The sequence below is a fragment of the Fundicoccus sp. Sow4_H7 genome (assembly GCF_052115865.1).
In the GTDB taxonomy this organism is placed as follows: Bacteria; Bacillota; Bacilli; order Lactobacillales; family Aerococcaceae; genus Fundicoccus_A.
This window is the reverse complement of the sequence record NZ_JBQKME010000010.1, coordinates 79137-95523: the sequence shown is the minus strand read 5'-3', so window position 1 is coordinate 95523 and position 16387 is coordinate 79137. Positions and strand designations below refer to the sequence as shown.

The window sequence follows — 16387 nt, the reverse complement described above, 5'->3', positions numbered from 1 at the left end:
TGTTAAAGAAGATGGCCTAATAGAACGAACTAAATTATAGTACAAAAATAAGCCAGTATGCTTGAAACATACTGACCTAGTTTTGTTACCAACATCAAAAATTGAAGAACCTTTTTTTGTACATGGGAGAAGTGATAGAGGTATTTGCCTATAGGGTTTTGGTTTTCAGGCCTTTGTTTCTTGTTTATATCTAGCATCTAATCGTAAGTGGGAAGTGACGGGACGTCTAACAATGGCGGATAATCTCGTCGCTTCCCACTTGCATCTCAATGACCCTAAGTTCTTTTGACATCAGTTAGAATTTCATCTCAAATAAGAGAAGTGTAAGAACATCCTGTCACTTCCTGCTTAGCAGATATAATAAGAAACAGACGTTTTCTCCGTTCAAATCGTCAGATTCACCAGTATTTTTCATATCATTCATAATGAGATGTACTTAAGCTTTACATCGAAGACCATGCTGCATGCCAGCCGGAGATGGTTCCTGTAACAAAAGCAGCTGTAATGTTATAGCCACCTGTATAGCCATTAATGTCCAATAACTCGCCACAAAAGAACAAACCAGGCATCAACTTGGATTCCATACTACTCGGTTCAATTTCTTTTGTATTGACGCCACCGCCTGTAACAAAGCCTTTTTCAATTGGTTGCGACCCCGTTGCGCTAATTGGAAAAGCCTTGAGCAATGCCCACAAACCAGCGACTTCTTCCGTATCCAATTGCTTAAATGGCGTTGTGGCAGAGATATTTAGTTGGGAGAGGAGGACTTCCGCCATGCGCTCGGGCATCCATTGTTTGAGGATGGTTAGGACTTGTTTGTCGCGTTGTGATTCAGCTGCCGAATCCAAATCAGCTGCATCCAAATTAGGTTGCAAGTCTATCGTCAGCCGACACCTATCTGCTTTGGACTCGTACAAATACTGGTTTACATGGCCGGAACAGCGTAAAATCGCAGGACCAGAATAGCCAAAATGGGTGAAAATCATGTCCATCAAATGCGAAACAATCGGCTTAGCATTCCCATCCCAAACAGTTACATTCACATCACGCAAAGAAACGCCTTTAAGGATTTTGTTCGTAATAATCTCGTCATCTGAAAGTAAAGGAGCTTCAGTCGCGTACAGACGTGAAATCGTATGACCAGCTTTTTTTGCCCAGGCGTAACCATCACCAGTCGCACCGGTCCGCGGATAAGCTCGACCGCCAACAGCTAGCACAACGGATTTTGCCTCAATAATTTCTTTAGTCGCTAGTTGTACTCCAGCCACTCGACTCTTATCTTCAGTAAAAACCACTTGCTCAACTGGGCTCTCCAATAGAAAATCCACACCGAGGCGATTACAATTATCTAAAAGGGTATCACGAATGGTACGTGCAGAATCGGTCACTGGAAACATCCGTCCATGGTCTTCTTCTTTCAACATCACACCTTGATCTTCAAAAAAGGCAATAATATCTTCTTGGTTAAACTGACTTAAGGCGCTGTACAAAAACTTCCCATTACCTGGAATATGTTTAATCAACTCATCACGCGTTGTTCGATTGGTGACATTACACCGTCCGCCACCTGTTAGGATGAGTTTTCGGCCGGGTCGTTTATTTTTTTCGATAATTAAAACCCGCACACCTTGTTGTGCAGCTTGAATCGCAGACATCAAGCCACTACTTCCAGCGCCAACAACAATAACATCATATTGTGATTCAGTCATGTGCCACCTCCGATTTAGGAATCATCGTTATCAAACCATTTAAATGGTAATTCGCACCCATTTGGCGGGCAGAATGCAGACGATCATCAGTATAAGTCGAAGCTGCTTCAACCTCAATTTGTTCAGGCAGAATCCCAGCTTCAATCAATGATTGATAGTTTGCCTTTTGCATACTCATCAAAAACTTTTCGCCATGAGGATCGAAAATTTCATCACGATAAACAAAGTCCGCAAAAGCCTCATAGACATCTGCTCCTACCTCATAATTCGCCTGGTCAATCGTTGGCCCAACATAGGCATATAAATCCTCCAATTGACAAGCAAAATCATGTAACATACGCTTAATTGCTGACTGACTAATCCGTTGCACCGTCCCTCGCCAACCTGCATGCACCACCGCTTGCACCTTCTTCACCGGATCATAAATCACTACTGGCGTGCAATCCGCATATTTAATCAATAACGCCACACCCGCCTTATCCGTAATTAACCCATCCGTATCCGGAAAATTCCTTCCAATCAAATAAATATCTCCGTTACTACCGTCGGCATATGCTATATTTGCGCTATGGGTTTGAGTAGCCGTATAAATTTCATCAACGGCTGATGGAAGTTGTGCCGCTGCACGTTGGATTTCTTCTACAATACCATCGCCGATAATAGCGTGGCGGAAATTGTAGTCGGATCCTGCTATATAATTAAGTAGTCCTAATTCATTTAAAAGTTTGCTATTCATTCACATTCCTCGCGATCGTTTTCAAGTAATTCTATTGTAAAGATTTTTGGAGGGAATAACAATCTTCTTGGGTTAGGGCAGTGATATTTATTTGAAAAAAGTTCGTTGGATGGATTGACATTTGAAGGAAATACAGGTAAGATAAAGGACGGTATTGTTTGCCCCACTATAGAGCCCCGGAAACTCAATAGTATTGTCAAACAAAAGATTTACAAATGGAGGAAAACAACGTGCGTCAAACATATATGGCTAAGAAAAACGAAGTTGAACGTAACTGGGTGCTTATCGATGCAACAGATGTGCCTTTAGGTCGTCTTTCAACAGTAGTAGCATCAATTTTACGTGGTAAAAATAAACCAACTTACACTCCTCATGTGGATACAGGGGATTTTGTAGTGGTTATCAATGCAGACAAAGTTGCTTTAACAGGAAATAAAGCAGCAGATAAAATGTATCACCGTCACACTGGACATCCAGGTGGATTAAAATCAATTTCAGCGGGTGAATTACGTGATAAAAATCCACGTAAATTGGTTGAGTTATCAATCAAAGGTATGCTACCAGATACTCGTTTAGGTCGTAAACAATTTACTAAATTAAATGTTTATTCAGGTGCAGAGCACAAACATGCTGCTCAACAACCAGTTGCACTTGATATTACAGAAATTATTTAAGGAGGGAACAATCATTGGCTAAAGCACAATACTTAGGTACAGGTCGTCGTAAAAACTCAACAGCTCGTGTACGCTTAGTGCCAGGAACTGGTGTATTCACTATTAATAACAAATCAATCGAAGAATACATTCCTTTCCCTCACTTACACGAAGTTATGAAACAACCATTTGCAGCAACTGAAACATTAGGTTCATACGATGTATTAGTTAACGTTCATGGTGGTGGATTCTCAGGTCAAGCAGGGGCTATTCGTCACGGAATCGCTCGTGCATTATTAACTGTAGATCCAGATTTCCGTCCAGCATTAAAAACTGCAGGACTATTAACGCGTGACCCTCGTATGGTTGAGCGTAAAAAACCAGGTCTTAAAAAAGCTCGTAAAGCATCACAATTCTCAAAACGTTAATTTGTTATTACATCAACGTTTCAAGCACTTTCTGTTATGGCAGAGGGTGTTTTTTTTATTTGTATCTCCGCCATCATTTGTTTTCACCGTCAAATAAGATGTTTTGGCAGTGAAGGAATTTGGTTATCGTCTGTTTAAAAACCATCTCTTTGTTATGTTTTGCTGAATATGTTGACTAATATCTATAGAAATTAGAGAAGGTAAGAACAGTCCTTGGCAACAAAGTCAGAGATTTTAATAGAGTTAACAGAAACGGGTGTCAAAATAGAGGCATACTAAAATATATAAGCTCAAAATTGATAGAAAAGCTTATCTATCAATTTTGAGCTTGTTTCAAATATTTTGAATGAAGTTTACGATTGGCCATCGAATTGGAGATTTTAGGATCTTCTTATAAGGATTATTGTACGTTTTGGTAATAAAAGCATTAATTTATCGAATGCTACTCAACTTTTTTACTAAATAACGATTCCAACCTACACCTGCAAGTGTATAGAATAAGGGAAGAAACTGTATAAGATAGCGAGAACGTCCACCTTCAAAAATAAGTAAATAGAGAAAAGTACCAATAACCACTAATTTTAAAGTCAGAAGGAAAGTGTGTTGTTTCCCTTTAAAAAATGTAAATAAGATGCCCACTAGTGTAATTATCCACATAATTTGCATATAGAAACGTAAATTATTGCTCCGACTTCCTTTTTGATAATAAGTATCTCGTAAGTAATGTTGTAAAGCAGATACGGAAGGAGTTTCGGCTTCTTGTTGGATGCCATCTTTCCCCCAACCAAAATCACCACGGTCTGTATTATTAAAGTGTTTTTGAAGTAGGAATTGACTATACTCCCCATCTTTAAATGAAGTTAATCTTTCGTCAATTATACGAAAGGCTTCTGAAAATTTCTGCTCTCGATCCGGAATAGACACAATATAATTGCTATCATTACTATCATATCCACCATCATCTTTTAGACCCATCATGATAAAAAGTGGGTAAACCTTTTCTTTTGATTCATCGTATGTAACGATCGTTTGATGGTCTAGGTAGTAATTAAAAGAAACAGTTACCGTCAAAAAAGTTAAAATTGCCACACTAGCAGCAATGATATTTATTGGCTTTAAAAAGTATGTATAGCGATGTTTCTCAAAGCTTTTTAGTACGATAATAATAAATATCGCTATCAAAACAATGAGATTGGTCGGCTTAATCAAGAAGCTTATACCAAAAAATAACCCTAACCCCACACTATATAAAGACTTTAAAATTGAATTTTTTGTAGTAAAAGCAAAGGCACCCAGTAATAAAAGAATCGATTGAATAAAAAACGAAAGAATATCTGTGTAGGGAACTAAAATCCAAGGCGATATCATTAAAGATAGACTAGCTAAAGTTGTTGCAAAAAAGGCGGATTCTTCATTAAATATCCGGCGTATGGCCCAAAAAAGACTAATAATACTAAAATCAAGAAGTAATGTATTTATGGTTTGCCAGTAGAGCCAACTTGTCCCTAATCCTGGTGAGAAACTTTCAGCTAAACTCGCTAAGCCATGCATCATAAAGAAGAAAAAAGAATTGTTGGGGTTCATAGAAAGGTACAAATTAGCCGCAGTTGGATCGTTTTTTGTTAGTAAATCGCTGCTTGCTGTAAAAATTCTACCGACATCCCATCCGATGGACGTTGTAATCAGGCGAAGAACGATGAATTGATAAATCATTAATATGATAAAGACGATAGGGCCTATTATTTTTCTTTTAGACCATAAAAATTGGATAGCTTTTAAAGTGAATTTTCGTAATGAATCGATGCTTATTACAAATAATATGGCAACGATAAAAAGTACAAACCATACCCAAACAACATTTGTTAAACTTAATGGATTGGTGAGGGGATGCTTGCTCACACCATATAAAGTAATACTAATAGCGGTTATAAACAAAATATTGATCAGATAATAAAGCATATGGACGATTTTCTCAAACATAAATAGTTCCTCATTCTAAAAGCTTTAAGCTCAAATTGATAAAAAAATTTACTTTATTATACTAAAAAACCCATTGAATAGGGAAGAGTTTTGGTGAAAATTACTAGAGGGTTGTAATTACTGAAATGCGAAATGTTTATTTCATTTTAAAGCTATCTAAAATATTTTAAATAAAAATTATTTATTTCTTTGAAAACTATTGACAATTATAATAAGGTAATATATTCTTTTGACATATAGTAAGCGGTTACTTATTTATAATTAAAAGAAGTACTTATTTTTTTATTCTATATAGTAAGCGGTTACTAAGGTGTGGACAGAGGGAATATTTTTTTACCCAGAATAGTAAGTGGTTACCGCGAAAACGTGGTAATCACTTTTAGAAAGGCACTATTAGTACTTTCTAGGATGCTCATCTAACAGTAAATGCTTAAAAACACAAAATTTGCTATAAAGAAAGGTGGAATAAAACTGTAATGAAAAAAGTTGGATTTTCTTTAATACTAATGTTATTGATATTTTTTCTTTTATCAAATTCTTTGGAAATTGTTTATGGGGATGAAATGGATTTATTTGAATCTCAAGAGCTTATAGAAGAGGTTGAAGAAATACAGCAGCCAATTGAAGTTGAGGAAATACTTACAGAAGAAGATATAATTGATGCTGAAGAAATTGAAGAAGTATTAGGACAGAATAATTATTTAAATTACCTAAGTATACACGAGAATGCAGCTAAACCTAATCTAGAGATAGTAATCGAAGCAGCGGATTATTCTGATTCTAGTGAGAAACTGGAAGTTTTTACTGATTATGAGGGGATGCAAGGTCCTAGTGTTCTTAGTAAAGAAGAAGGATATATTGAATGGGAGTTTGAAGTTGCAGAAGAAGGCCTATATTCAATCGAGTTAGAGTATTATCCCTTTAAAGGAAAAGGTATGAGTATTGCAAGAGAGTTATACATTAACGGTGAGATTCCATTTGATGAAGCAAGTTACATTGCCTTTACTCGAGTTTGGGAAAATGCAACGGATGTGCAAAGAGATGTTAACGATAATGAGAGGCGGCCGTCTCAGATAGAAGCACCTAAATGGTTAACCTATTATATTGAAGACGATATGAAGTATTATGACGATCCATTTTTATTTTATTTTAAAAAAGGAACAAACACGCTTCGTTTTGAATCAGAACAGGATTATATGTTGATTAGACGTTTAACATTAAAGCCTCTTCCAGCATTACCTACTTATGAAGAAAAAGTTCAAGAATACAAAGAACTAGGTTATGTTAAAGTTCAGTTAAAGGATCCAATAAAAATACAGGCTGAAAATGCTCGGTTAAAATCTGATGCAATGTTGTATCCAACTTATGATCGGTCATCCCCGGCAACTGAACCAAGTCATCCTTCAAAAATAAGATTAAATACTATTGGTGGTTCATCTTGGAGTAAAGTTGGTCAATGGTTAACATGGGAAGTTGAGGTTCCAGAAAGTGGTTTGTATCAACTTGGAACTAAATTTTGGCAAAACTTTAAAAGTGGTCGCTATGTGACACGCACTTTGAAAATCAACGATGAAATACCTTTTGAAGAGATGCGAAATATTCAATTTAATCATGATACTTCTTGGGGAAATCTGACTTTTGGTCATACAGAGGAACCATATTTATTCTATCTTAATGAGGGAACGAACACCATTACAATGGAAGTTTCACTTGGGGATTTAGCAGAAACAATTCAAACAGTTGAAGAAAGTGTATTTACTTTAAATTTTGCTTATAGACAAATGTTAATGGTAATCGGCGGTAGTCCGGATATGTTTAGAGATTATCGTTTAGACGTAAGAATGCCAAGTGTGATTGAGTTATTAGGGGAGCAAAGGGATATATTAGAAGAGGTGTCTACTTACCTTTCTCAAACAAGCGGGCAACGTGGTGCAACTACCTCGATGTTAGATACATTAATTGTTCAACTGAATCGTATGTATAATGACCCTGATAGTATCCCTGGTAGCTGGGATGCATTTAGAAATAATATTTCAGCGTTAGGGGCCTGGGTTTTAGAAATGCAAGAACAACCTCTCCAACTCGATTATTTATATGTATTTTCAGAAAACTTACAGGAACCTGAATCTACTGCAGGTTTTGTAGATAATATCAATTATCATGTTAATTCATTTTTTGCTTCATTCACTGAGGATTATTCCAGTGTTGGAGCTCAAGAAGAAGATGCGATTCGAGTTTGGGTAAATAATAGAGATTATGGAAACATTATTAATTCTTTGGTTGAAAATGATTTTAACCTTAATTCTGATGTGAAAGTTAATATCGAAATAGTGAATGGTGCCACATTATTACCAGCTACATTGGCTGGTGAGGGACCAGATATAGCTTTACAAGTAGGGATTCGTGACCCAGTCAATTATGCAATCAGAAATGCGGTTGTTGATTTAAGTCAATTTGATGATTTTACACAAATTAGTGAAAGATTTACTCCAAGTGCTTTAACACCATACCAATTTGAGAATGGAATTTATGCTTTACCTGAGACACAAACTTTCCCAATGCTTTTTTATCGAACAGATATTTTTGAAGAATTAGGGATAGAAGCACCGAATACATGGGATGATGTTTATCAGATAATGCCATATATCCAAAAAAGTAATATGAATATTGGTATACCAATCAATGGTGTAAGTGGTACTGGAAATGTTCAAGGAGTAGATTCTACTTTATCCTCGTATACCATGTTTTTATATCAAAATGATGGATCTCTATATACAGAATTTGGCGAACAATCTCTCTTAGCAGAAGAAGAGGCTGTTCAAGCTTTTCGAGAATGGACATCTCTATATGTTAATTATTCAATTCCAGTCCAATATGATTTTGCTAATAGATTTAGAACGGGAGAAATGCCAATAGGTATTGCAGACTATTCAACTTATAATTATTTGTCAGTTTTTGCGCCTGAATTAAGGGGATTATGGGAAATGATACCTATACCAGGAACTGAATTAAGTAATGGATTAGTCAATAGATCAGCAAGTAGCTCAGGAGTAGCTAGTATAATTTTAGCAACTTCAGATAAACAAGAAGATGCATGGGAATTTTTAAAATGGTGGACCTCAGCCGATGTTCAAACAAGATTTGGTAAAGAATTAGAAAGTGTAATCGGTGTAGCAGCTCGATATGCAACCGCAAATCAGGAAGCTGCTGAACGGATGGGTTGGACAACAAGTGTTTACCGTAATCTACTTGAGCAGTGGAACTGGGTGGTTGGTAATCCAGAAGTTCCAGGTGGTTATTTCACACCACGACATGTAGAAAATGCATTCCGACGTGTTTATAACGAATTAGATGATCCGAGAGAAACAATTCTGGATTATACGGATCTGATTAATTTAGAGATTGAGCATAAGAGACAAGAATTTGGTTTGGATAATTAGAGAAAGGAACTAATAACGATGGAGTTAGAACACGTTCAAAGTACTTACGTGACAAGAAGAAATCGGATGAGCGAACTAATCAAAAATAAGAGTAAGCAACTTATAAAAGATATTCGAAAAAATAAAGTCTCTTATCTATTTTTACTGCCTTTTGGGGTTATATTTTTTGTGTTTTATTTGTTGCCAGTTCTTATATCGTTTTTCTATAGTTTTACTTATTACAATATTTTAGAGTCACCTCAATTTATTGGCTTGCAAAACTATATCAACCTATTTTTGACAGACGATTTGTTCATTCAATCAATATCTACTACATTATTATTTGCCTTAATTACCGGTCCGATAGGCTATTTAGCATCATTTTTCTTTGCATGGTTTATCAATGAGTTACCTAGGCGTATCCGATCAATATTAGTAGTAGTTTTTTATGCACCTACATTATCAGGTCAAGTATTTGTTATTTGGGGGATCATTTTTAGTGGTGATCAATATGGATACATCAATGGATTTTTAATGGAAATAGGGCTTTTATCAGAACCTATCCAATGGTTTTATGATACGGAATTTGTAGTCCCAGCACTCATCATCGTTATCTTATGGACAAGTATTGGATCAGGGTTTTTAGCTTTCGTAGCTGGTATGCAGTCATTAGATAAGACATTGTTTGAAGCGGGTTATATAGAAGGTATCTCGAATCGCTGGCAAGAATTATGGTTTATAACTTTACCACAGATGAAACCACAATTATTATTTGGAGCGGTTATGACAATTACACAGTCATTTGCCATACACGATGTGATTGTACCGTTGGCAGGATTCCCAACGGTAGATTATTCAGCTCATACAGTTGTTTCACATTTAGTAGACTATGGAACTATTCGTTTCGAAATGGGGTATGCATCAGCAATTGCAACTATACTCTTTATCATCATGGTAGGTGGAAATAAGATTATTCAGAAATTAATCGGAAAGGTAGGGACATAGATGGCATCAATTACAAAACGTAGAACTCCTAATCGTTCCAGATTTGGTGATTTCTTAAATATATTTTTCCTATTAATTTTTGCTGCCTTTATGGCACTACCTCTAGTTTTTGCAGTAAATAATGCCTTTAAACCACTTGAAGAACTTTTTCAGTTTCCACCACGTTTTATTGTGCAAAATCCAACTTTAGATAATATACGAGATTTGTATTCATTAATGAACGAATCGTGGGTTCCTTTTACACGATATATTTTTAACACTTTATTTATTACGATTGTAGGGACATTTTTACATATTATTGTAGCTTCTATGGCAGCCTTTGTCCTTGCACTACATGATTTTCCAGGGAAAAATTTGTTTTTCAGTATTGTTATTATGGCTTTAATGTTTTCGCCACATGTGACTGCAATTCCCAATTATCTAATAATGTCAGAAATTGGGTGGGTAAATACTTATTTCTCACTTATTGTGCCTGCTATTGCAGCTCCTATTGGTGTCTTTTTAATGAAGCAATTTATGGAGCAAATCCCTATGGCATTACTCGAGTCAGCAAGGATTGACGGAGCAAGTGAATTTAGAATCTTTTTTACCATCGTTATGCCAATCGTAAAGCCAGCCTGGTTAACCTTACTTATCTTTTCATTCCAAAATCTATGGAATATGAGTGGAGGAACATTTATCTATAATGAAGAATTGAAAACCTTACCAACTGCTCTTCAACAAATTGTTGCAACTGGATTTTCGAGAGCAGGTGCGGCCTCTGCAATTGCTTTGTTTATGATGATTGTTCCACTAACAGTTTTCATTATTAGTCAGAATAATGTACTAGAGACAATGGCTACATCTGGAATAAAGGATTAGGGGAGGCGTGCTATGTATAGTATAGAAAAACGATCGATAGTTTTAACTAGTCTAACTATGATACTTCTTTTAATTTTTAATTTTCCTGTAACTGTTAATGCTCGTGTTGCTTATGAAACATATTCGTATAACTATTGGCTGGATGCTGTTCCAAGTCCTCATGCTTATGTTCCTAGTTCAGTCATTTCAGGAGATAATATTGGAGTCGGAGAATTTAGTAGTCCGCAAGACTTATTTGTGAGTGAAAATGGAAATATTTATATTGCTGATACAGGTAATAATCGAATAGTCTGGTTCGACCAAAATTTTGAATTCGTCGATCAGATTGAGACTTTTGATAATGGGGATACTTTTAGTTCACCACAAGGAATTTTCGTTTCTGAAGAAAATCATCTGTATGTTGCCGATACTGAAAATCAACGTATTTTACATTTTAACGAAGAGAATGAGTTAATTAATACTTTCGATACGCCAGTTACTGACTTGTTAAGTAATACAACAGCTTTTCGTCCAACTAAAATAGCTGTTAATAAAGCAGGACAAATTTACGCCTTAGCTATCGGGGTTAACTCAGGTATTGTTGAAATTAATCCAGATGGCACTTTCCAAGGTTTTCTAGGAGCAACTGAAGTAAGTATTACTCCAACAGAATACTTTTGGCGCAGATTTATCGCTACTGAAGAACAAAGGCAAAGAATGGGACTAATACTCCCAACAGAATATAGTAACATCTTTCTAGATAATGAGGACTTTATTTATGTCAGTAGAGAAAGTGTAAGCTCCAGTAATTACGGTGATGATATTATTCGTCGTTTAAATCCATCTGGGGTCAATGTATTACGTGATTTTGGTTATGGTCCACCTATTGGAGATTATATGACTGGCGGAAGATCTAACATTAGTTTATTTGCTGATGTTACAGTGACCGATTATCACATTTATTCAGCTATTGATAGCAATACTGGGAAAATTTTTACTTATGATTATGATGGGCAACTTCTATATGTATTTGGAAGTAATGGAAATCGCTTTGGGAATTTCCAAAGTCCAGTTGCGATTGGTCATTTTAAGGATTCTTTATTTGTTCTTGATGATTATCATAATTCATTAACAATTTTTGATATGACCGACTATGGAAAATTAATTCACGATGCTAATCGACTGCATTATGAAGGAGATTATGCCCAAGTTGAGCAAAAGTGGCAAGAAGTACTTAAGCTTAATGCCAATGCAGATATAGCTTACACCGGGTTAGGGAAAGCTCAATACCGTAATGGAGAATATCAAGATGCTATGCTAAATTTTCAACTGGCAAATGATCGTGATAATTATACAAAAGCATTTTCACGCTTTAGACGTTATTGGTTAATAGATAATTTCAGTTTAATAGCGGGAGTTATTGCTGTTATTATCGGTCTGTTTTTAGTGTTCAAACTGATAAAGAAAATTCGTAGCTTTAGAACAAAAGAGGAGGTTCGACACATTTGAAATCATATATTGCTGAATTAAAATATAGTCTTCACCTTATCGTACGTCCTTTTGATGGTTTCTGGGATTTACAAAGAGAAAATAGAGGGTCATTGAAAGCAGCCTTGACCATCGTTCTTCTAACTATAATCACATATGTTTTTCGCAGACAATATACTGGTTTTTTGTTTAACTTTAATCAAATCAATAATCTAAATATAATTTTAGAAATAGTTAATATTGCGCTTCCTTTTTTCTTGTGGTGTGTAGCAAATTGGTGTCTAACCACTTTAGCAGATGGGGAAGGTACATTCAGAGAGATTGTGATAGCAACAGGATATGCCCTGACTCCTTTAGTATTGATTAACTTACCATTGATTCCAATGAGTTATTTATTAACAACTCAAGAAAGTTCGTTTTATTACTTTTTTGCTTTTTTATCCGTTTTATGGGCAGGCATACTAATAGCTTTGAGTACAATGGTTACTCATCAATATAGCATAAGTAAAACTTTTTTTACCATTATTGGTATTTTAGTCGGTATGGGAGTAATGGTATTTCTAGGGTTATTATTTACTAGTGTAATTCAACAAATTATTGGCTTCTTTCAAGTTATCTATCGCGAAATTGTTTTTAGAATCTAGAAAGGTGTGATAGAAATGAAGATTAAAGAAAAAGTTTGTATTTTGTTGTTTATACTATGTGGATTAGTTTTCGCAGAACTAAATGCTATACCATTTGCACTAGCTCAAGAAGAAGATGTCGTTACTGAATTAGAGGAGCAAGGTAAGACTATTGTTGTTGAAAACGATACATTAATACTTGCGATTGATGAAAGAAATTATTCTGTTACAATCGCAAATAAAGACAATGGTATAATTTGGTTATCTAACCCAGTAGATCCAAATACAGATGCAATTGCGACAGGTGTTAGTAAAGATAAGCTATCTTCACAATTATCAATATCATACATAAATCTCGCAGGTCAAGTCAGCACTATGAACTCGTATACAGATAGTGTCGAATATGATCAAGTGGTTATGGAAGTTATGAATGATGGTGTTAAAGTTACTTATACATTAGGTGAAGAGATTAGTGGATTTTTAATTCCAGATATCATCTCAAGTGAGCGATTCCAGATGTTTTTAGACCAAATGACAGATGAGGAACGTCGAGCGGTTGAAGATATTTATCGAGCAGATGAGGAAAATGGCATATTCGTATTACGTACAGGTACAGCTGTTTTTATTCAAGAAGAGGCTCAAGAATATTTTGCAAATGCTGGTTATACTGTGGAAGATTATCATGCGGATAACGAAGAACATGCAATTGAAGGTTCTGAAGGTGCGATCTTCGAAATACCTGTTTTATATGAATTAGATGGAGAAGATTTTATTGCATCAATTTTATCTGATGATATAGTCAACAGTGACTCATTTAACTTAACCAATATTTCATTTTTAGAATATTTTGGTACAGCTAGTGTAGAAGATGAAGGATACATCTTTGTTCCTGATGGATCAGGCGCGTTAATCTATTTAAATAATGGGAAGACCAACGCAGCTAGACACGTTGCAGATGTGTACGGCTCAGATGAATCTTTAACTTATATGCAGACAACCAGTCGCGATAAAGAAATGTCAAATCGTTTACCTGTTTTTGGGATGAAGAAGAATGACCAAGCATTTTTAGCAATAATTGAAGATGGGGATGCGTATGGTCGTATTATAGGAGATATCTCAGGAAGAGCTGATTCATTTAACAAAGCTTTTTCAGAATTTCGCTACTTACCTAATGGAAGAGCTTCACTGGATGAAATGACAGGTTCTGGAATCTTACAGCTTTATCAGCAAGAACCTTACTCAGGGAATTTTCAAGTAAGATATCGTTTTTTATACGAGGATGATGCAAATTACAGTGGCATGGTTAATTCTTATCGGGAATACTTACAAAGTAAAAATGAATTTCCTGATGTAAAAGAAAGAGAATCCCTACCATTTTATTTAGGACTAACTGGTGCGATTACTACAGATAAAAGTTTTTTAGGTATTCCTTATCAGGGAACAGAAGTGTTGACATCATATGAACAAGCTCAATTGATTATGAATCAATTATTAAGTGATTCGATTACCAATATTCGTGTGAAATATGCTGGCTGGTTTAATGGTGGCTTAAATCATAGTTATCCTTCCAGTATTAATCCTATAAGGCAATTAAATACAGATGTAAGCTTGGATGAGTTTTTAGCTTTTACTCAGAGTGTCGAAATACCTGTTTACTTTGATGTAGATTTCAGTTATGTATATCAAGATTCCCTCTGGGATGGCTTTTCAATTGAACAACAAGCTAATCGCTATTTAGATAATTCTCTTGTGACCATTCTAGATGATAGTTTAGTCTCAGGTAATGTTGGTCGAGAAACAAGTACGAATTTACCTAAATACCTATTAAATCCATCTCAATATGAATCAGTTATTGAAGATTTTATGAACGATATACCATCGGTAGCGATGGATTCTCTTTCACTTAGAACGTTAACGTCTACTTTGGTCTCTGATTTTTCAAGAAATAATTTTGTAGACCGTCAAAGTAGTCTAGATTTCATAAAAAACAGCATGACTAATTTAAAAGAGAGAACCAGTCGTTTAATGGCAAGTAACGCTAATGTGTATGCCTTAAATTATGTTGATGATATTATTCGAGTACCAATGACTTCAAACAAATATGCAATTACAGATGAGTCGATTCCATTTTACCAAATGTTACTCAGTGGTTATATTGATTTTTCAGGGCAACCATTAAATTTAACAGGTGATTATCAAGAAGAATTACTTAAGAGTATCGAGACAAATGCGGGTATATTTGTAGAATGGATTGCAGAACCAAACTATATTTTAAAAGAAACACAGCATCAAGATCTTTATTCTGTGTATTATGGGAATTGGTATGATCAAATAAAAGATTTGTATCACACTATTAATACCGAATTAGAAGCGGTTCAAGGTCAATCAATAATCTTACACCAAAAGATAGAAAATGATGTTTATGAAGTTACTTATGCGAATGGAGTAAAAGTAATTATCAATTATTCGAATCAACCGTTTCAATATGAAGGTAAAGCAGTTGAGGCCAAAGACTTTTTAGTGATTGAGGAGGTTTAGTGTGAGTAACAACCATCATAAGACAAAAAAACATAAGGCAATAAAAAGAAGAAGATTAACATTAAAACAGCAGCGTTCAATATTAGGATATTTATTTATTAGTCCGTTTATAATTGGTTTTTTATTACTATTTCTCACTCCATTAATCCAATCATTTATTTATAGTATGAACAATTTAACGGTGACTTCTACTGGATATGAATTGGATTACATTAAATGGGAAAATTATAATCAAGTGTTGAGAGTTAATCCCGATTTTGTTCCAGCTTTACTCTCAACTGTGACACAATTAGTATCTAAAGTCCCGGTTGTACTCATATTTAGCTTATTTGCAGCAAGTCTACTTAACGCTAAATTTAAAGGAAGAGCCTTTGCAAGATCCGTATTCTTTTTACCAGTAATCTTAACTTCAGGGATTATTTTAGCGATGGAAAGCTCTGACTTGTTAGTATCTTCTGCCCAATTAATTGCTGAAGATAATATGCAAAGTTCATCAGGTCAATTAATGCAGTTTTTACAATTTAGACGATTATTATATTCTATGAATATTCCACCTGCGATTATTAACTTTTTAGTTTTAGCAGTTGATCAAATTTATGAAATAGTGATAGCTTCTGGGGTTCAGATTTTAATCTTTTTGGCAGCTTTACAATCTATCCCCATAGCTTTATATGAAGCATCAACTATGGATGGAGCGACAGCTTGGGAAAATTTTTGGAAAATAACATTTCCAATGATCAGTCCACTTATCATCGTAAATGCTGTGTATTCAATTATTGATACATTTACACATCCAGATAATGAAATGATGAGTATGATTCAGACCACTATTTTTAGTCAGTCTAATTTTGGTACAGGGTCTGCAATGGCTTGGATTTATTTAGCTACTGTGGCAGTCATGCTAATTATTATGTCAGTTGTGCTAGTTAAATCACTCGCTCGCTATCAATATTAAGAAGGGAGGAACA

12 protein-coding genes are annotated in these 16387 nt (G+C 35.2%); 9 read left to right on the top strand and 3 right to left on the bottom strand.

Annotated elements, in window-relative coordinates:
* Positions 1-443 precede the first annotated feature (443 nt).
* Entirely contained in the window at positions 444-1709 is a 1266-nt protein-coding gene (locus tag ACTQ54_RS09920) for an NAD(P)/FAD-dependent oxidoreductase (RefSeq protein WP_441756441.1), read from the bottom strand.
* Positions 1702-2445, bottom strand: a complete 744-nt coding sequence (gene pgeF / locus ACTQ54_RS09915) for a peptidoglycan editing factor PgeF (protein WP_441756439.1) — start codon at positions 2443-2445, stop codon at positions 1702-1704. Before pgeF ends, ACTQ54_RS09920 begins: the two co-directional genes overlap by 8 nt.
* 230 nt (positions 2446-2675) lie before the next feature.
* Between pgeF and rplM the strand changes: the two genes are divergently transcribed.
* Both rplM and rpsI read left to right on the top strand, forming a co-directional pair.
* Positions 2676-3119 (top strand): 50S ribosomal protein L13, encoded by a 444-nt coding sequence (gene rplM, locus ACTQ54_RS09910; protein WP_441756437.1) that lies wholly within the window; start codon positions 2676-2678, stop codon positions 3117-3119.
* Positions 3120-3133: 14 nt separating this feature from the next.
* Positions 3134-3526 (top strand): 30S ribosomal protein S9, encoded by a 393-nt coding sequence (gene rpsI / locus ACTQ54_RS09905; protein WP_441756435.1) that lies wholly within the window; start codon positions 3134-3136, stop codon positions 3524-3526.
* 432 nt (positions 3527-3958) lie between these two features.
* Here rpsI and ACTQ54_RS09900 read toward each other — a convergent pair whose 3' ends face one another.
* A complete protein-coding gene (locus ACTQ54_RS09900) occupies positions 3959-5506 on the bottom strand; it encodes a glycosyltransferase family 39 protein (RefSeq protein ID WP_441756433.1) in 1548 nt (515 codons plus the stop codon).
* Between the two features lie 476 nt (positions 5507-5982).
* On the opposite strand from ACTQ54_RS09900, the gene ACTQ54_RS09895 reads away from it, so the two are divergent.
* From ACTQ54_RS09895 to ACTQ54_RS09865, 7 genes are read left to right on the top strand one after another with little or no spacing between them, the layout of a single operon-like run.
* Positions 5983-8946, top strand: a complete 2964-nt coding sequence (locus ACTQ54_RS09895) for an extracellular solute-binding protein (protein WP_441756431.1) — start codon at positions 5983-5985, stop codon at positions 8944-8946.
* A gap of 18 nt (positions 8947-8964) precedes the next feature.
* The gene (locus tag ACTQ54_RS09890) at positions 8965-9930 is read left to right on the top strand and encodes a carbohydrate ABC transporter permease (RefSeq protein ID WP_441756429.1); all 966 of its coding nucleotides are present in this window, start codon (positions 8965-8967) and stop codon (positions 9928-9930) included.
* Positions 9931-10791: a carbohydrate ABC transporter permease gene (locus ACTQ54_RS09885; protein WP_441756427.1), complete on the top strand. Its 861-nt coding sequence runs from the start codon at positions 9931-9933 to the stop codon at positions 10789-10791. It begins immediately after the preceding gene.
* Between the two features lie 12 nt (positions 10792-10803).
* A complete protein-coding gene (locus ACTQ54_RS09880; protein WP_441756425.1) occupies positions 10804-12279 on the top strand; it encodes a hypothetical protein in 1476 nt (491 codons plus the stop codon).
* Positions 12276-12902, top strand: a complete 627-nt coding sequence (locus ACTQ54_RS09875) for a Yip1 family protein (RefSeq protein WP_441756424.1) — start codon at positions 12276-12278, stop codon at positions 12900-12902. The genes ACTQ54_RS09880 and ACTQ54_RS09875 overlap by 4 nt, the downstream gene beginning before the upstream one ends.
* Before the next feature lie 15 nt (positions 12903-12917).
* On the top strand, positions 12918-15419 hold the full coding sequence (locus tag ACTQ54_RS09870) for a DUF5696 domain-containing protein (protein WP_441756422.1): 2502 nt from the start codon (positions 12918-12920) through the stop codon (positions 15417-15419).
* Between the two features lies 1 nt (position 15420).
* Entirely contained in the window at positions 15421-16374 is a 954-nt protein-coding gene (locus ACTQ54_RS09865) for a carbohydrate ABC transporter permease (RefSeq protein WP_441756420.1), read from the top strand.
* Positions 16375-16387: the final 13 nt, after the last annotated feature.